This window comes from Streptomyces sp. NPDC034103 (assembly GCF_055575395.1).
On sequence record NZ_JBVISS010000003.1, the window covers coordinates 578,965 to 595,829 of the forward strand.

Sequence of the window (16,865 nt, forward strand, 5' to 3'; positions counted from 1 at the left end):
ACCTTGCCGACCACTCGGGCCATCCTGCCAACCGGCCCGCGACGTGTCACGCGAGGGAGTCTAAGGGCAGCGGTTGTGCCGGGGGCGCCGGATGAGAGGGAGGTCGCACGACGAAGTGACGTAGAACGTGTGACCGCGGGCGCGACCACCCGCACACGCTCGGCCTTCTTCTCCTGAAGCACGCCGCCTCTCCCTCCATGAGACTTTCGCGGCACTTTTACGGACGCCCTGTTTCCGCCCTGAAACACCTGTGCGAGGTACTTCCGTCCTACGGCCGCCTACCGCCCCATGTCGGGCAGAACCGGGACGAGCCGGTCCCAGCGGGCGATCTGGCACCCGTCGCTCCGGTCGAACCGCGCGTCGACCGGCCGTCCGGCCCAGGTCCCGGTGACATGCGCGGTGGCGGCCCCGCCGTACTGAAGGGTGCAGAGGCTCTGCTCCGGTACGGGGGCGAAGCTGTCCGTGCCCCAGCGCGCACCGCCGTCGAGCGCGGCGCAGGCGCCGGCGGCGTCGGGGTGGGTGCCGCCGCCGGGGTGGCAGTACAGCTCGAAGGTCCCGTCCTTGCCGGCGCCGGCGTTGCGGACGGTGACCGTGAGGTGGTCGCCGGTGCGGTCTTCGTCGCGGGCGGGCGGCGGCATCAGGGAGTGCGCGGAGGCGGGTACGGCGGTGACGGAGCCGGCGGCGGCCAGAGTGGAGGCGCCGAGGACGAGGAGCCGGGCGAGCCGGGGGGACTGGAACATGACCTGACTAACGCGCCCCGCCCGCCCCGGTTGCGCCACAGCCACAGCCACAGCCACGGCCACAGCCACCGCCGCCCGCCACCGCCGTCCGCCGCGGCCACCGCCGCTGTGCCGCGTCGCGTCGCGTCCGGAAGGGCTTTGCCCTGCGGCCTTCCTGCCTAGTACCGTGGGAGGCGATTGGTGACACCGCGCTCGACTGTGTCATCATCTGCACGCACCACTCGCGCTCGCGCGATCGGTTGTGCTGGAGGCGTCGCCTAGTCCGGTCTATGGCGCCGCACTGCTAATGCGGTTTGGGACTTACATCCCATCGAGGGTTCAAATCCCTCCGCCTCCGCGCGTGATCACGAAGCCCCGGTCCCACGGATCGGGGCTTCGGCGTGTCGCAAGCGGCCCCATGCGTCGTTTCCGCAGGTCACAAGGGGTACGGCTAACGGATTTCACATGGCGGCGGCAGTCATGTAATGTTCTTCCTGTCGCCGCGAGCGGCCCGGAAGGGCAAGAAACGGCGAGAAAACAAAACAAGCACTCGTAGCTTAACGGATAGAGCATCTGACTACGGATCAGAAGGTTGCAGGTTCGAATCCTGCCGAGTGCACACAGATCGAAGGCCCCGGAGAAATCCGGGGCCTTCGGTGTTTCAAGGGCGACGCGGTGTTCGGACGGGATGATCACCAGGTTCTGTGCACCTGCTCGGCTTCTGAGCGCATCGGGGGACCTCATGTACCGCTTCACCCGTCACACGGGCAGTGCTCTGACTGCCGTCGTGCTGATCACCGGCACGGCATCCGCCTGTTCTGACTCGCCTCCCACGGCCAAGGCTCCGCAGTCCCGGAAGGCGGCGAGCTCCACCGCGGTTCCTACGGCGCAGTCGCCCTCCCCGTCCGGCCGGGAGCAGCTGGACAAGGAAGCCCGCGACGTGCTCGACATGACGGATCGCCTGAAGTCGGACGACGAGGGCCTGTTCTCGGCCGGCTCCCTCGCGGTGCCCGGGGAGAACCTGGACAAGACCGTCAAGCCCGGCACCGACCTGCGGGTGGAGGTGGCATGCGCGGGGGAGGGCACCGTCACCTTCACGGTCGTCTCAGGCACCGCCAGGACAGCCAGGCGCGTCGACTGCGCACAGCCGATGCCGAACGGGTTCGACTTCACCACGGCCGGGCCGAGCCTCGCGATCCAGGCGGACTCACCCGAGGAGGAAAGGGTGGGCACCGCCTTCATGGTGAGCCGCGTCTCCTGACCGTCCCGGCGTCGTAGCCGAGCGCTCCGCCGCCGACCAGGCCGCCGATGATGACGACGGCGAGGACGGCCCTGACGCTCGAAGGCCCCGGAGAGATCCGGGGCCTTCGGTGTTTCGCGGGGTGTGGGGGGTGGGGGTGGTGAAAGAGGGGGGTGGGGTTCAAGCTGTGGCTCCTGCCAGGCGGTGGAAGGCCTCCGTGGTGCGGGGATGGGCCAGCTCGTCCAGGAGGTGGCGCCACTCCGGGTCGGCGGTGGCCGGGTGGGCCTGGTCCCAGGCGGTGAGCAGTGGGGCGAGTTCGCTCTCGTGGGAAGAGGGGTTCGGTTGGGGAGACGGTAGAGAGCTCATGGGATCTTCCTTCCGGGAAGGGGCCTGTGCCGCTCGGATCCTCTGCTCTCCACGATGCCCCCGCCGACCTCTCGCCGCCATGGAGTGACCTACCCGACAGGGGTGAGGCCAGCCGTATCCCAGAGAGCCGCTAGCACCCCTTGAGCCGGGCGCGAGTTCGGGCCGCCGTAGCCCTCTTCGGCCCTGGCGCCGTCGCGGGTGACCTCCGGCGCCGACAACTGTTCCTCTGCGGGCGGACGTTCGCGCGCGTCGGTGCGAACAATTGTGCTTGTGCTGCTTGTTCGAATCCGCTTAGTTTCTCGCGTCATGACCATGACGCGAAGAGCGATCATCAAGGGCATGGCCGCCGCACCCTTCGTCGGTGCCGCCGGCAGCCTGCTCGCCCCCACCGCCGCGCACGCCGCGACCATCAATGCCGGCCAGTACTCCCTGACCAGCCGTTCCTCCAACAGCCACGGCGAATTCGCTGCCCTGGCGGCCGGGTTGGCGGCCAGTCTGACCAAGGTGGACGCCACCACCGTCATAGCCGACACCAACCGCGACGCCGATGTCCTCGCCGGCGCCCCCTCCACGGCCGAGGCCTTCCAGGCCGGTTTCGCCTGGGACACCGACGATCAGGAGGTGCCGTACTGGATACCCCAGGGCGTCACCACCAGCGCCGACGCCTACGGCAACGGGCTCTACCCGGAGGGCGGCAGCAACAAGGTCATCCTCGTGTCCTGGTACTTCGAGACCGACCCCGACGAGGACGGCGACGACGACTACGCGCTCGACAAGGGCATGCGGCTCACCTTCGTCGACTACAACCACCCCTCCGCGCCCACCTATCGGCATGTACTGCTGGTCGAACCGGTGAGGACCGGCACGGGCGCGTACTCCTTCAACCCCGTCCGCAAACACGCCGGCGGCATCATGTGGTACGGCAACCTGCTGTACGTCGTCGACACGTACAAGGGCCTGAGGATCTTCGACCTCAACACCCTCTTCACCGTCCCCACCACGGAGAAGGACGTGTGCGGTCTGCACACCGACGGTCAGTACTACGGCTACGGCTACAAGTACGTCCTCCCGCAGAGCCACGCCTACGACAACGCGGGAACCTGGCTGCGCTACTCGGCGATAGGCCTCGACCGCGCCAGCACCCCTGACAGCCTGGTGATAGGCGAGTACTCACTCTCCGGCGTCGTCGACTACGACGAGCCGGGCGACCCCTTCCTCGGCTCGACCAGGCCCACCAACACCGTGCCCAAGGTGGTCCGCTGGCCGCTGGACCACACCGACCGCCATCCGGGCTCGCTCACCGCGACCGAGGCGGTCACCGTCGCCCAGAAGAAGATCCAGGGAGTGGTCTCCCGCACCAGCAAGCACTACCTCTCGGTGAGCGACGGCCCCTCCGGCGCGGGCACGCTGCGCACCTTCAACTCCGGGGCCAACAGCGCGAGCGTCGTCGCCGACCTCGCCATCGGCTCCGAGGACCTCAGCTTCCACAGCAGCGGGGCCTCGGGCTGGTCGTACAGCGAGTCGGTGATCTGGAACGCCAGCGAGTACGTCGACAAGCGGTACGTGTACGCGGTCCGGGCCGACGGCTCCTGAGCGCATGAGCGGGGCCCCGGGAGATCCCGGGGCCCCACTGACGAGGAGTTCAGCGGGCGAGCAGCAGGTCGCCGTGGTGGACGAGACCGCCGCGCACGGGACGTACCGCCACAGCCCTGGTCTCCTCGCGGCCGGCGAAGACGAACAGTCGCAGCACCAGGAACCGGCCGATGCCGGCGAGGCCGGAGGCGCCGAGGTAGACCGCCTGCTCCCGGAACAGGCTCGGCGAGGACTGCGCCAGGTGCAGGACGGCCATCGCGGCGCAGGTCACGACGTACGCGGCGGTCGCCGAACCGGCCGACTGAAGGTGCCGGCGCAGACCCGCGCGGCCGCCGGTGCCGAAGGTGAACAGGGCGTGCAGTTCGGTGCACAGGATCGTCGAGACGACCGTGATCACCGCGTTCGCCACCGCCCAGGGCATCAGCGTCGCCAGCAGCGGGACCGCCGCGCTGGACAGGACGCCGACCCCGCCGCCGCACACCACGAACCGTACGAAGGAGGCGAGCGGGCCCACCGGCTCGGCCTCTGTGCGCTGCGTCTCCATGACGGTTCCTTCCGGGCGGGCGACTCTGACGGGACACGGCTGATCCCGGTCGGCCGTGGCGGGGTTTTTCCCCCGGCCTCGGCCCGGATCGGCGTGGTTCCACGATCTCGTCGCGCGCCCTTCGAAACGAGGGTGTGCGCTACCGGACCCATGGTGGAGCCAGCACCACCCCCACCCCCCGAGCGGCCCTACTCCCCGTCCTGGACCCGCAGTTCCCGGATGTACTCCAGCGCCAGACCCGCGGTCCGGGTGAACCAGTCGTTCAGTACGGCGATCTCGTGCGCGGAGTAGTCCGCGAAGAGTTCGTGCAGTCGGGCGTAGTACGGGCCGTAGAGGGCCTCCACGCGCGCGACGGCGGCGGGGACGGCGGCGACGCGCACCCGGCGGCGGTCCTTCGGGTCGGGCACGCGCGTGATGAAACCGCCGCGTTCCAGGCGGTTGAGGATGCCGGTCATCGCGCCCGTCGTGACATGGGCGTGCTCCGCGAGGTCGCCCGCGGTGAGCAGGTCCTCGCCGGCCTTCAGCACGCAGCCGAAGCAGAGGAGGTCGGTGACGTTCAGGCCCAGCCGCTGGGCCATCTCCTGCTGGCCGAGCAGATGCGTCGCGATGAGCGAGTCCATCGACGTCAGCGCCTCGGCCGGGGTGGTGGCGGGGCGGGGCTTGGCTGCCATCTTGGTGATTACCTTAGATCGTGAGAGGTTTCGGTGCTAAATTTCTTACGACGTGAGAGATTCAGGGCGAGTGGGAGGACGGACACGTGAGCGCACATCAGTATGACGAGGGGCACACGGTCGCGGGCTGGACCGGATTCGCCGTGGCCATCATCGGGACCACGGTGCTGGGGCTGGGAGTGGTCATGGTGTCGGCGGCCGTGCTGGCGGCCGGGCTCGTCCTCGTCCTGGCGAGCGTCCTCGTGACCTGGGCCCTGCACCTCACCGGCTGGGGCAAGCCGCCGGGTGTCCGGCCGCATGCGCAGTGGGCGATGCGGAACCGGGACCTGTCGGCGCGGGAGGGGCATCCGGGATGCGTGGGGTGCCGGCTGGCGGGACGGGGCCGGGTCAGGAGTACGGCGGTGGAGTCGGTGTCCGGGCCGGGGGCGGGGTCGGCCGTGGTGACGGGCGAGCCGAGGCCCGTGGAGGCGGGGGCCGCCGCTCGCTGACCTCTGTTTCCGCTGCTCACCGCCTGTTGTCAGTGGCGCCCTCTACGCTCGTCGGTGATGGCACACGCATGGAAGTGCTCGGGGCTGCGGTGGGCGGCCGACGGTCCCGCGCTGGCATGGGAAGGCGGGCGGCGCAGTGCGCTGACCTGGGGGAAACGGGTGGCCTTCGGGGTCGCGGACGGGGGTGTACGGACATGTGTGGGAGCGCGGGGGCACGCGTGTCCGGCGCGGGCGGCCGTACCGGCCCGGAGTACGGGGGCGCGGTGCGAGGAGTGCGCGCGGCTGGACCGGGCGCACTCGGTGGCCGCGGACACCGTCGCGGACGATCCGCGGCCGTACCACGTGTATCTGGCCTGGTTCGGGCCCGGCATGACCAAGGTCGGGATCACCGCCGAAGAACGGGGCTCGGCGCGCCTGCTCGAACAGGGCGCGGTCTGCTTCAGCTGGCTCGGCGTCGGCCCGCTCATGGCGGCCCGGCGCACGGAGGAGTTGCTGCGGGCGGCCCTCGGAGTGCCTGACCGCATCCCGTACGCCGACAAACGGGCGGTGCGGTCCACGCTGCCCGGCACGGAGGCCGAGCGGGCCGCCGAGGTGGTCGAACTGCACGCGCAGGCCGTGGCGCTCGGTGGGTGGCCGGAGTCGCTGCGCGCCGAGCCCTGCCAACCCGTCGACCATGTGCGGGTGTTCGGGCTGGCGGACCTGCCGGCCCCCACCGGGACGGTCGCCGAACTCGTCGCCGGGGGCGCGGTCGGCGGGCGGCTGGTCGCGGCCGCCGGGCCCGATCTGCATCTGGAGACCGGGGCCGGGGTGGTCGTGCTGGACACGCGGTTGATGACGGGGTGGGGGCTGATCCCGGCGGACACCGAGGAACTCTCGGTGCCGGTACGGGAGTTCAGGAGAGAGACGGGCGTGCAGGACGGGCTGTTCTGACGTCCGCGCGCGAGCAGCCGACGACGGACCGACCGGAGGTGGACGGCAGGCCACGGCTCCGAGCGGGCCGGTGCGTGAGAGGACCGGTGCGTGAGAGGGCCGGCGCGTGAGCGGGCCGGTGCGTGAGCGGGCGAGAAGCCTCCAGTGCGTTCCCTGAGAGGTCCCTGTGTGTTTCTCAGGAAAATCACAGGTCCCCGAAAGCGTGCTCTCAGAGGATCCAGACAGTGTGGCCACATGACCACGACCTCGCCCCAGGGGCGCACCGAACTGCTGAGGCCGGACGGGAGCCCCGTCCGAGTGCTTGTGGTGGACGACGAGTTGTCGATCACCGAGCTGCTGTCCATGGCGCTGCGCTATGAGGGATGGCAGATCCGGAGTGCGGGGGATGGCACCGGCGCCATCCAGACCGCGCGGGAGTTCCGGCCCGACGCCGTCGTTCTCGACATGATGCTGCCCGACATGGACGGCCTGACCGTCCTGGGGCGCATGCGCCGTGAGCTGCCGGACGTTCCCGTCCTGTTCCTCACGGCGAAGGACGCCGTCGAGGACCGTATCGCCGGGCTCACCGCCGGTGGCGACGACTACGTCACCAAGCCGTTCAGCCTCGAAGAGGTCGTCGCCCGGCTGCGTGGCCTCATCCGCCGCTCCGGTGCCGCCGACCGGCGCTCGGACTCCGTGCTGGTCGTCGGTGACCTCACCCTCGACGAGGACAGCCACGAGGTGTCGCGGGCCGGCGAGGGCATCCACCTCACCGCGACCGAGTTCGAGCTGCTGCGCTTCCTGATGCGCAACCCGCGGCGCGTGCTCAGCAAGGCGCAGATCCTCGACCGTGTGTGGTCCTACGACTTCGGCGGGCAGGCCAACGTGGTCGAGCTGTACATCTCGTACCTCCGCCGCAAGATCGACGCCGGCCGCGAGCCCATGATCCACACCCGGCGTGGCGCCGGTTATCTGATCAAGCCCGCCGCGTCATGAGCGGACGACGACGGCCGCGTACGCAGAAGAAGCGACTGGGGAAGCCGCGGACCCTGCGGGCGCGGCTCGTCGTCGCGTCCGTGGTGCTGATCGCGGTGGTGTGCGCGGTGATCGGCACGGTGACGACGCTGGCGTTGCGGTCGCATCTGTACGAGCAGTTGGACAAGCAGTTGGGCGATGTCTCGGCACGCGTGTACATAGGCAGCAAGCCGCCCGACGACAGGGGCGGTGCGGCCCTCCCGCAGGACACGCCGGCGAACAACACCCTCAACCTCGGCGACTTCGTCAAGCGCGGCCCGCAGCCGGAGGGCACGATCATCGCCAAGGTCGTGAACGGCAGCATCACCGACGCCAGGGTCGGGGAGAAGGACGAGGACAACGCCGCCGACATCAGCGGGATGAAGGCCGAGAACGTCAGCGAGGCCGCACGGACCGCGCTGAACGAGGTCTCCCAGAGCAAGGGTGAGCACACCGTCGACCTCCCGGGCCTCGGCGAGTACCGCGTCGTCTTCAAGACCACCGACACCGGCGACAGCTACTACGTCGCCATCCCGACCGACGGTGTCAACAACACCCTCAACACCCTCATAGCCGTAGAAGCCAGCGTCACCGCCGCCGGTCTCATCGCCGCCGGTATCGCCGGCACCGTCATCGTCGGCGTGGCCACCCGCCCCCTGCGCCGGGTCGCCGCGACAGCGACCCGCGTCTCCGAACTCCCGCTCCACACCGGCGAGGTGAACCTCAGCGAGCGGGTCCCGGAGTCGGAGTGCGACCCGGACACCGAGGTCGGCAAGGTCGGCGCCGCGCTCAACCGGATGCTCGACCATGTGCACGGCGCGCTCCAGGCCCGCCAGCAGAGCGAGACGCGGGTACGGCAGTTCGTCGCCGACGCCAGTCACGAGCTGAGGACCCCGCTCGCCTCCATCCGCGGCTACGCCGAGCTCACCAGACGCGGCAGAGAGCAGATCGGCCCCGACAGCCGGCACGCCCTCGGCCGTATCGAGTCCGAGGCGGGCCGGATGACGTTGCTCGTCGAGGACCTCCTCCTGCTGGCCCGGCTCGATGCCGGCCGGCCCCTCCAGTTCGAGCCGACGGACCTCATCCCGCTCGTCGTGGACACTGTCAGCGACTCCCGCGCCGCCGGTATGGGGCACAACTGGCGCCTGGACCTGCCCGACGAACCGGCCCTGGTGTCGGCGGACGCGGCGCGTGTCCAGCAGGTGCTGGTCAATCTGCTGGGCAACGCCCGTAAGCACACCTCCCCCGGGACCACGATCACCGCCCGCGTCCAGCGGCGCGGACCGTGGATGTGCGTGGACGTCGAGGACAACGGCCAGGGCATCCCGGCCGATCTGCTGCCGCATGTCTTCGAACGGTTCGCGCGCGGTGATTCGTCGCGTTCGCGCGCCTCCGGCTCCACCGGACTCGGCCTCGCCATCGTGCAGGCCGTCGCGACCGCGCACGGCGGTGCCGTGACCGTGGACAGCGTGCCGGGGCGGACCGTGTTCACCGTGCATCTGCCGGCGCTCGCCCCGGTGGCCCCCCGCCCGGCCCCCGAAACGAACTGGCAAACGCACTCACAGGTACAGCACAGTGCCAGCACATGGGTGCAACAGGGCACCTGACCAGAGTCGTTGCCATGCGAACCGACTCTTCTCCCGGCACTCTGCCGGCGCGGGAGCACCTCCCGGCCACAGACGCCGGTACGCCTGTCCTGGACGTAGTGATCCCCGTCTACAACGAGGAGAAGGACCTCCAGCCGTGTGTGCTGAGACTGCACGAGCACCTCAAGCGCACCTTCCCGTACGCGTTCCGCATCACGATCGCGGACAACGCGTCGACGGACACCACCCCCCAGGTGGCGGCACGGCTGGAGGCGGAGATCGCCGAGGTCTGCACCTTCCGCCTGGAGCAGAAGGGCCGTGGTCGCGCCCTGCGCACCGTGTGGTCCGCCTCGGACGCCCCGATCCTCGCCTACATGGACGTGGACCTGTCCACCGACCTCAACGCCCTGCTCCCGCTGGTGGCCCCGCTGATCTCGGGCCACTCCGACCTGGCGATCGGATCGAGGCTCGCCCGCTCCTCCCGAGTGGTGCGCGGCCCCAAGCGGGAGTTCATCAGCCGCTCGTACAACCTGATCCTGCGCGGCTCGCTCCAAGCCCGCTTCTCGGACGCGCAGTGCGGGTTCAAGGCGATCCGGCGTGACGTGGCCCAGGCGCTGCTGCCGATGGTCGAGGACACCGGCTGGTTCTTCGACACCGAGATGCTCGTCATCGCCGAGCGCGCGGGACTGCGTATCCACGAGGTGCCCGTCGACTGGGTCGACGATCCCGACTCCACCGTCCACATCGTCAGGACGGCGACCGAGGACCTGAGGGGCGTGTGGCGGGTGGGCAAGGCGCTGGCCACCGGGTCCCTGCCGCTGGACCGGGTCGCGCGTCCCTTCGGCGACGCCCCGCGCGACCGCGAGATCCAGGACGTGCCGAAGGGGCTGGCCCGCCAGCTCCTCGGGTTCTGTGTGGTCGGCGGCCTGTCCACCCTGTTCTACCTCCTCCTGTACAGCGTCTTCCGGCAGTTCGGCGGCTCGCAGGTCGCCAACGCGCTCGCGCTGCTGGTCTCGGCCGTCGCCAACACGGCGGCCAATCGCCGCCTGACCTTCGGGGTGCGCGGCAGCGGTGGCGCCGTGCGGCACCAGGCGCAGGGCCTGGTCGTCTTCGGCATCGGTCTCGCGCTGACCAGCGGCTCCCTCGCCGCCCTCAACGCGGCCAGCAGCGACCCGGCGCACTCCACCGAGCTGGCGGTCCTCATCGCCGCCAACCTCGCGGCGACCGTGCTGCGCTTCCTGCTCTTGCGCGCCTGGGTCTTCCCCGAGCGCCGCGAGCCGACAGTGGTGGCCTCGCACACCCCGGCCCCCACCCCCTCCTCGCCCACCCACGCCCCGCAGTACCCCACCCGGCAGCTGCCCTACGCGCCGCTGCCGCAGCGCCCGACGGCGCCCCAGTACGCGTACGACACCCAGATCCGCGCCGGTGAAGCCGCGGACCAGACCTGGCGGGACGCCACCATGCAGCTTCAGCCGGTGCGCCCCTCCGACAACACCCCGGGGGCCTCCCGATGACCATCACCAACACGGCCGCACAGGAACCCGTGGCTCCCGCGGCCCCGCCCGCCCCGCAGGCGGGTGAGCCCAAGCAGCCCTTCGGCAGGAGACTGTGGCGCGGCCGCCCGGAGGACCCCCGCTGGGTGCGCCCCGCGTTCTGGGGCCTGCTGCTGGCCACCGCGGCGCTCTACTTCTACAACCTCAGCTCCTCCGGCTACGCCAACTCCTTCTACTCCGCGGCCGTCCAGGCCGGCAGCCAGTCCTGGAAGGCGTTCTTCTTCGGCTCGCTGGACGCGGGCAACGCCATCACCGTCGACAAGCCCCCGGCCTCGCTGTGGCCGATGGCCCTGTCGGTGCGGGTCCTCGGGCTCAGCTCCTTCGCGATCCTGATGCCCGAGGTCCTCATGGGCGTCGGCACGGTCGCCGTCGTGTACGCCTCCGTGCGCCGCCGCTTCAGCCCCGCGGCCGGTCTGATCGCGGGCGCCGTGCTGGCGCTCACCCCCGTCGCGGCGCTGATGTTCCGGTTCAACAACCCGGACGCCATGCTCGCCCTGCTGATGGCCGTGGCCTGCTACTTCGTGGTCCGCGCCCTGGAGGACGGCCGGACGAGGTGGCTGCTGTGGGCCGGTGTCGCGATCGGCTTCGCGTTCCTCGCCAAGACCCTCCAGGCCTTCCTGATCCTGCCGCCGCTGGCGATCGTCCACGCGGTCTGCGCGCCGGTGCCGGTGAAGAAGCGGTTCGGACAGCTGGCCGCGGCGACGGCCGCGATCGTCGTCTCCGGCGGCTGGTGGGTCGCGATCGTCGAACTGTGGCCCGCCTCCTCGCGCCCCTACATCGGCGGCTCCCAGAACAACTCCTTCCTGGAGCTGACCTTCGGCTACAACGGCCTCGGCCGTCTGAACGGCGAGGAGACCGGCTCGGTCGGCGGCGGCGGTGGCGGCGGCAACACCGGCCAGTGGGGCGAGACCGGCTGGGACCGGATGTTCAACTCCGAGATCGGCGGCCAGATCTCCTGGCTGCTCCCGGCCGCGCTGATCCTGCTGGTCGCGGGCCTGGTGGCCACGCGCAAGCGCAAGCGGACGTCCGTCACCCGCGGTTCGTTCCTCGTCTGGGGCGGCTCGCTGCTCATCACCATGGTCGTCTTCAGCTACATGGCGGGCATCTTCCACCAGTACTACACGGTCGCCCTCGCGCCCTACCTGGCCGCCGTGACCGGCATGGGCTCGACCCTATTGTGGGAGAAGCGCAAGGACATCCGGGCCTCGCTCACCCTCGCGGCCGCGGTCGTGGCCAGTGCCGCCTGGGGGTACGTCCTGCTCAACCGCACCTCCGACTACCTGCCCTGGCTGAAGTGGCTGGTCCTGATCGGCGGCCTGGTCGCCGCCCTCGGCCTGATCTTCGCGGGCCGCGTCAACCGGCGGCTCGCCCTCGCGGCGGCGTCGCTCGGACTGCTGGCCTCGCTCGCCGGCCCGACCGCGTACATCCTCAGCACCCTCCAGCAGGGGCACACCGGCTCCATCGTGACGGCCGGTCCCGCCGGCGCAAGCATGATGGGCGGCCGCGGCGGCGGCCCCGGTGGCGACGGCGGCATGGGCGGCGGCATGCCGGGCCAGAACCAGCAGGGCGGCAACGGCACCACCCAGGGCCGGCAGGGCGGCAACGGCAACGGCTTCCCCGGCGGCGGCAACGGCGGCTTCGGCGGCGGCGTGCCGGGCCAGAACGGCAACGGCACCGGCAACTCCCAGAACCAGCAGGGCCGGAACGGCGGCCCCACCGGAGAAGGCGGCGGCATGGCGGGCGGCGGTGCCGGCGGCCTCCTCAACGGCGCGACCGTCTCCGCCGAGGCCAAGAAGCTCCTGGAGACGGACTCCGGCGACTACACCTGGGCCGGGGCGGCCATCGGCTCCCAGAACGCGGCGAGCTACCAGCTCTCCACCGGCGAACCGGTCATGGCGATCGGCGGCTTCAACGGCACCGACCCGTCCCCGACGCTGGCGCAGTTCAAGCAGTACGTCGCGGACGGAAAGATCCACTACTTCATCTCCTCCGGCTCCGGCGGCGGCATGGGCGGCAGCGGCAGCGGCACGTCCTCGCAGATCACCAGCTGGGTCGAGGCCAACTTCAAGAAGGTGACGGTGGGTTCGGCCACCTTCTACGACCTCACCCAGAAGGCGAGCAGCTGACCCGTAGGTGACAAGAGGGCGGTGGCCGAGCCCGGCCGCCGCCCTCTCTCGTATGTCTGTTGTACGCCGTATAGGAACTGTTCTACGGTGTACAACATGTCTGCTCCCGCGCCCGTCACCGTCTCCCAGGGGCACCCCCGACGCTGGCTCATCCTCGGTGTCATCTGCCTCGCCCAGCTCACCGTCGTCCTCGACAACACCGTCCTGAACGTGGCGATCCCCTCCCTCACCGAGGAACTGGACGCGGCCACCTCGGACATCCAGTGGATGATCAACGCGTACTCCCTGGTCCAGTCCGGCCTGCTGCTCACCGCGGGCAGCGCCGCCGACCGCTACGGCCGCAAGAAGATGCTGATCGCCGGCCTGACCCTGTTCGGGGCGGGCTCGCTCACGGCCGGACTGGCCGACAGCACAGGCCAGTTGATCGCCGCGCGGGCCGGTATGGGCATCGGCGGCGCGCTGTTGCTGACGACCACGCTCGCCGTGGTGATGCAGATCTTCGCGCCCGAGGAGCACGCCAAGGCGATCGGCATCTGGGCGGCCGTCAACGCGCTCGGCTTCGCCTGCGGCCCGCTGCTCGGCGGGTTCATGCTGGACCACTTCTGGTGGGGCGCGATCTTCCTGATCAACCTCCCGGTGGCGGCGATCGGACTGGTGGCCGCCGTCACCCTGGTCCCCGAGTCCAAGAACCCGCGCGGCGACCGGCCCGACCTCCTCGGTGCCCTGCTCTCGACGATCGGCATGGCCGCACTGGTCTTCGCGATCATCTCCGGCCCCGGGCACGGCTGGACCTCGGGTCGCGTCCTGGTCTCGGCGGCCGTCGCCGTCTCGGTGCTGGCCGGGTTCGGGTACTGGGAGAGCCGGATCGAGTACCCCATGCTCGACCTGCACTTCTTCACCGACCGCCGCTTCACGGGCGCCATCGCGGGCGCGGTCCTGATCACCTTCGGCATGGGCGGCTCGCTCTTCCTGCTCACCCAGCACATGCAGTTCGTCCTCGACTACGGCCCCCTGGAAGCCGGTCTGCGCACGGCACCGCTCGCGCTCACCATCGTGGCGCTCAACTTCTCCGGCGTGGCGGCGAAGTGGGCGACCGCCCTGGGGAACCCGGCTGCCATCGCCCTCGGCATGGTGCTGATGTCGGGCGGGCTGGTCTCCATCGCGACGGTCGCCTCCGGCGGTTACGCCGGGACCCTGCTCGGGCTGCTGCTCATCGGTGCCGGCGCCGCGATCGCCAACCCGGCGATGGCGCACGCGATCATGAGCTCCATTCCGCCGGAGAAGGCGGGGATCGGGGCGGGGATCAACGGCACGGTGGCGGAGTTCGGGCAGGGGCTCGGGGTCGCGGTGCTGGGGGCTGTGTTGAACTCCCGCTTCGCCGCGCTGGTCTCCGTGGCGGCGAGTTCTCTGCCGGCGGCGTTGGCGGAGGCCGGCTCCGCGCGGGAGCGGGCGCGTATCACCGACGCGTACGCGTCCGGGCTGGAGACCAGCCTGTTGGTGGGGGCGGTGGCCGTGTTGCTGGGCGGGTTGGTCGCGGGGGCGTTGCTGCGGCGCGCTGAACGGGAAGAGGTCGCCTAGACGGCCGGGGGTGCGGGAAGAGGTCGCCCGGGTGCCCGGCGGTGCGGGAAGAGGTCGCCCGGGCGCCCGGGGGTGCGGACGGGGCGTGACCGCGGGGCGGGTGTGCTTGATCGCGCGGGTCCCCGCGCCCCCACGGGGACGCCTAAGCTGATCGGCGATCGCAGGACCAGGAAGGTGGGCCATGGTGAAACCGGGCCGGCGGACGGCGCGCACCAGCGTGTGGCTGGAGAGCGGCAAGTCGCGGCGGGGAGGTCAGCCGTCCGGACTGGACCGGGACCGGATCACCGCCGCGGCCGTCCGGCTGCTGGACGCCGAGGGCCTGCCCAAGTTCTCCATGCGGCGCCTGGCGGCCGAGCTGAACGTCACCGCGATGTCCGTGTACTGGTACGTCGACACCAAGGACGAACTCCTCGAACTCGCCCTCGACTCCGTCTGCGGTGAACTCACGCTGCCCGACCCGGAGGCCGACGAGGACTGGCGGGACCAGCTGCGCACGCTGGCCCGCGGCTACCGCGGCATGCTGGTGCGCCATCCCTGGGTCTCCCCGCTGATCGGGACCTTCCTCAACATCGGCCCGCACTACCTGGAGTTCGCCCAGGGCATCCAGTACGTCATCCGCCGCACCGGTCTGCCCGCCCACGGCCTGGCCGCCGCCATCTCCGCCGTCTTCCAGTTCGTGTACGGCTTCGGCACGATCGAGGGCCACTTCATCGCCCGCTCCACGGACGTGGGCATGACCCCGGACGAGTACTTCCGGCACGCCATGAGCACGGTGACCCAGGACCCGGGGGCCGCCGAGGTCGTCAGGCAGTCCGAGGACATCATGACGGCCCGCGGCGGCGACACGGTCGAGGAGATGTGGGAACGGGACTTCGACTTCGCCCTGGACCTCTTGGTGGCCGGGATCGAGGCGATGGTGAAAAGAGAGGGTGACTGAACCGACCTCAGGGGCGCGGGGAACTGCGCGACCAGCCACATCGGACCCGCAGCCGCACACTCACCGCACCCCCCGAGCTGTCACGCACCCCCCGTGCTGTCACGCACCCCCCGAGCTGTCACGCGCCCGGCGAAGCCAGCCGCGCCGGGAAACCACCGGTGGCGACCGGCCCCCACCTCACCGGCGTGACCCGGATGATCGACTTGCCCTGCTTCACCATCGCCTCCCGGTACTCGTCCCAGTCCGGGTGCTCCCCGGAGATGTTCCGGAAGTACTCCACCAGCGGCTCGACGGAGTCGGGCGAGTCGATGACCTCGGCGTGGCCGTCGATCTGCACCCACGGCCCGTTCCAGTCGTCGCTCAGGACGACGACACTCACCCGCTCGTCCCGCTTGGCGTTGCGCGTCTTCGCCCGCTCCGGGTAGGTCGACATGACGAGCCGCCCGGAGTCGTCGACCCCGCAGGTCAGCGGGGAGGCCTGCGGGCCGCCGTCGGTCCGCCGGGTCAGCAGCAGGGCCCGGTGCCGGGGGCGGACGAAGTCGAGCAACTCGTCCAGGGAGACGGCTGTGTTCGTCGCGATGTTCGGTGCCATGCCCTCAGCCTAGGACTGCGCAGGCAGCGAATCCCCTTGCACCGCCTGGATGTCCAGCTCCACTTTCAGCGTCGTACCGATGGCGGCGATGCCCGCCTGCACGACCTGGTTGTAGTTCATGGCGAAGTCCTCGCGCCGCAGCTGGGTGGTGGCCCGGAACGCCGCCCGGGTGCCGCCCCACGGGTCGGCGCCGGTGCCGAGGTAGGTGAGGTCGAGGTCGACGGGCCGTACGACGCCGTGCAGGGCGAGTTCCCCGTGCACGGTCCAGCGGTCCGCACCGGCGGCCGTCAGCCCCGAGGACCGGTAGGTGATCTCGGGGAACCGCTCCACGTCCAGGAAGTCCGCCGACTTCAGGTGCCCGTCCCGCATGGCGTTCCCGGTGTCGATGGAGTCGGCCCGGATCACCGCCTCCACCCGGGACCCGCCGATGTCGCCGGGCGCGACCTCGATGGCCGCGGCGAAGTCCGTGAACCGCCCGCGCACGCTGGAGATCCCCAGATGCTGGGCCACCGCCCCCACGGTCGAGTGCGCCGGGTCCACGGTCCACGGCCCGGGCGGCGGCAGCTCGGTCCCGCCCTGCCGGCCCAGCGTCACCGTGCCGACGTCGGCGCGGCCGCTCGCGGTGACGAGGGCGCTGGAGGCGGCCGGCGCGTATCCGACAGCGGTGACGATCACCGTGTACGCCCCGGGCGGCAGCGGGTTCACATCCCGTACCGTGCCCTCGGTGTCGGCCTCGACGCGCAGTACCTGCGCGCCCGTCATGTCGGTCACCGTGACGACCGCGTGCGACACGGCCCATCCGTCCCGGGTACGGATCTTCGCGGTCAGTCCCATTTCACGTACTCCTCAGGAATGCGACCGGCCCGTGGCGGGGCGCGCACCTCCGCTCAGAGCGCACGCCCACCCGCCACGGGCCGGGGTTTTCAGGGTCGGGCCTTGCCTGCGGCCC

Annotated in this window: 16 protein-coding genes and 2 tRNA genes; 12 read left to right on the forward strand and 6 right to left on the reverse strand. The window is 70.8% G+C overall.

Annotated features, from left to right (window positions below):
- Window positions 1-278: 278 nt before the first annotated feature.
- Window positions 279-740: an SSI family serine proteinase inhibitor gene (locus ACZ56U_RS08855; RefSeq protein ID WP_469083323.1), complete on the reverse strand. Its 462-nt coding sequence runs from the start codon at window positions 738-740 to the stop codon at window positions 279-281.
- Between the two features lie 246 nt (window positions 741-986).
- On the opposite strand from ACZ56U_RS08855, the gene ACZ56U_RS08860 reads away from it, so the two are divergent.
- The 3 genes from ACZ56U_RS08860 (at window position 987) to ACZ56U_RS08870 (ending at window position 1,980) form a co-directional block, all read left to right on the forward strand.
- A tRNA-Ser gene (locus ACZ56U_RS08860) sits at window positions 987-1,077 on the forward strand.
- A 188-nt stretch (window positions 1,078-1,265) separates the two neighbouring features.
- Window positions 1,266-1,338, forward strand: a tRNA-Arg gene (locus ACZ56U_RS08865).
- A 123-nt stretch (window positions 1,339-1,461) separates the two neighbouring features.
- Window positions 1,462-1,980, forward strand: coding sequence for a hypothetical protein (locus ACZ56U_RS08870; RefSeq protein WP_469083324.1), 519 nt, complete (start codon window positions 1,462-1,464; stop codon window positions 1,978-1,980).
- Window positions 1,981-2,139: 159 nt separating this feature from the next.
- On the opposite strand, the gene ACZ56U_RS08875 is transcribed toward ACZ56U_RS08870, so the two are convergent.
- Complete coding sequence (locus ACZ56U_RS08875) at window positions 2,140-2,325, reverse strand: hypothetical protein (protein WP_469083325.1); 186 nt, start codon at window positions 2,323-2,325, stop codon at window positions 2,140-2,142.
- 306 nt (window positions 2,326-2,631) lie between these two features.
- Between ACZ56U_RS08875 and ACZ56U_RS08880 the strand changes: the two genes are divergently transcribed.
- Window positions 2,632-3,918 carry a hypothetical protein gene (locus ACZ56U_RS08880; protein ID WP_469083326.1) on the forward strand — a complete coding sequence of 429 codons (1,287 nt, stop codon included), beginning with the start codon at window positions 2,632-2,634 and terminating at the stop codon, window positions 3,916-3,918.
- Between the two features lie 49 nt (window positions 3,919-3,967).
- Here the strand turns inward: ACZ56U_RS08880 and ACZ56U_RS08885 are convergent, their stop codons facing one another.
- Complete coding sequence (locus ACZ56U_RS08885; protein ID WP_469083327.1) at window positions 3,968-4,462, reverse strand: GtrA domain-containing protein; 495 nt, start codon at window positions 4,460-4,462, stop codon at window positions 3,968-3,970.
- A gap of 188 nt (window positions 4,463-4,650) precedes the next feature.
- A complete protein-coding gene (locus ACZ56U_RS08890) occupies window positions 4,651-5,133 on the reverse strand; it encodes a MarR family winged helix-turn-helix transcriptional regulator (protein WP_469083328.1) in 483 nt (160 codons plus the stop codon).
- An 86-nt stretch (window positions 5,134-5,219) separates the two neighbouring features.
- On the opposite strand from ACZ56U_RS08890, the gene ACZ56U_RS08895 reads away from it, so the two are divergent.
- From ACZ56U_RS08895 to ACZ56U_RS08930, 8 genes are all read left to right on the forward strand, one after another.
- Window positions 5,220-5,621, forward strand: a complete 402-nt coding sequence (locus ACZ56U_RS08895; RefSeq protein ID WP_469083329.1) for an HGxxPAAW family protein — start codon at window positions 5,220-5,222, stop codon at window positions 5,619-5,621.
- A 57-nt stretch (window positions 5,622-5,678) separates the two neighbouring features.
- Window positions 5,679-6,551, forward strand: a complete 873-nt coding sequence (locus ACZ56U_RS08900; RefSeq protein ID WP_469083330.1) for a DUF2797 domain-containing protein — start codon at window positions 5,679-5,681, stop codon at window positions 6,549-6,551.
- A gap of 234 nt (window positions 6,552-6,785) precedes the next feature.
- On the forward strand, window positions 6,786-7,526 hold the full coding sequence (locus ACZ56U_RS08905) for a response regulator transcription factor (RefSeq protein WP_019054929.1): 741 nt from the start codon (window positions 6,786-6,788) through the stop codon (window positions 7,524-7,526).
- Window positions 7,523-9,151: an ATP-binding protein gene (locus ACZ56U_RS08910; protein WP_469083331.1), complete on the forward strand. Its 1,629-nt coding sequence runs from the start codon at window positions 7,523-7,525 to the stop codon at window positions 9,149-9,151. Before ACZ56U_RS08905 ends, ACZ56U_RS08910 begins: the two co-directional genes overlap by 4 nt.
- A gap of 14 nt (window positions 9,152-9,165) precedes the next feature.
- Entirely contained in the window at window positions 9,166-10,644 is a 1,479-nt protein-coding gene (locus ACZ56U_RS08915; protein ID WP_469083332.1) for a bifunctional glycosyltransferase family 2/GtrA family protein, read from the forward strand.
- Window positions 10,641-12,809 carry an ArnT family glycosyltransferase gene (locus tag ACZ56U_RS08920; RefSeq protein WP_469083333.1) on the forward strand — a complete coding sequence of 723 codons (2,169 nt, stop codon included), beginning with the start codon at window positions 10,641-10,643 and terminating at the stop codon, window positions 12,807-12,809. Before ACZ56U_RS08915 ends, ACZ56U_RS08920 begins: the two co-directional genes overlap by 4 nt.
- Before the next feature lie 96 nt (window positions 12,810-12,905).
- Window positions 12,906-14,387 (forward strand): MFS transporter, encoded by a 1,482-nt coding sequence (locus tag ACZ56U_RS08925; RefSeq protein ID WP_469083334.1) that lies wholly within the window; start codon window positions 12,906-12,908, stop codon window positions 14,385-14,387.
- Window positions 14,388-14,568: 181 nt separating this feature from the next.
- A complete protein-coding gene (locus ACZ56U_RS08930) occupies window positions 14,569-15,324 on the forward strand; it encodes a TetR/AcrR family transcriptional regulator (RefSeq protein ID WP_469083335.1) in 756 nt (251 codons plus the stop codon).
- A 118-nt stretch (window positions 15,325-15,442) separates the two neighbouring features.
- On the opposite strand, the gene ACZ56U_RS08935 is transcribed toward ACZ56U_RS08930, so the two are convergent.
- Together ACZ56U_RS08935 and ACZ56U_RS08940 are read right to left on the reverse strand one after the other, a co-directional pair.
- Window positions 15,443-15,916 carry a PPOX class F420-dependent oxidoreductase gene (locus ACZ56U_RS08935; protein WP_469083336.1) on the reverse strand — a complete coding sequence of 158 codons (474 nt, stop codon included), beginning with the start codon at window positions 15,914-15,916 and terminating at the stop codon, window positions 15,443-15,445.
- A 9-nt stretch (window positions 15,917-15,925) separates the two neighbouring features.
- Complete coding sequence (locus ACZ56U_RS08940) at window positions 15,926-16,750, reverse strand: YceI family protein (RefSeq protein ID WP_469083337.1); 825 nt, start codon at window positions 16,748-16,750, stop codon at window positions 15,926-15,928.
- Window positions 16,751-16,865 lie beyond the last annotated feature (115 nt).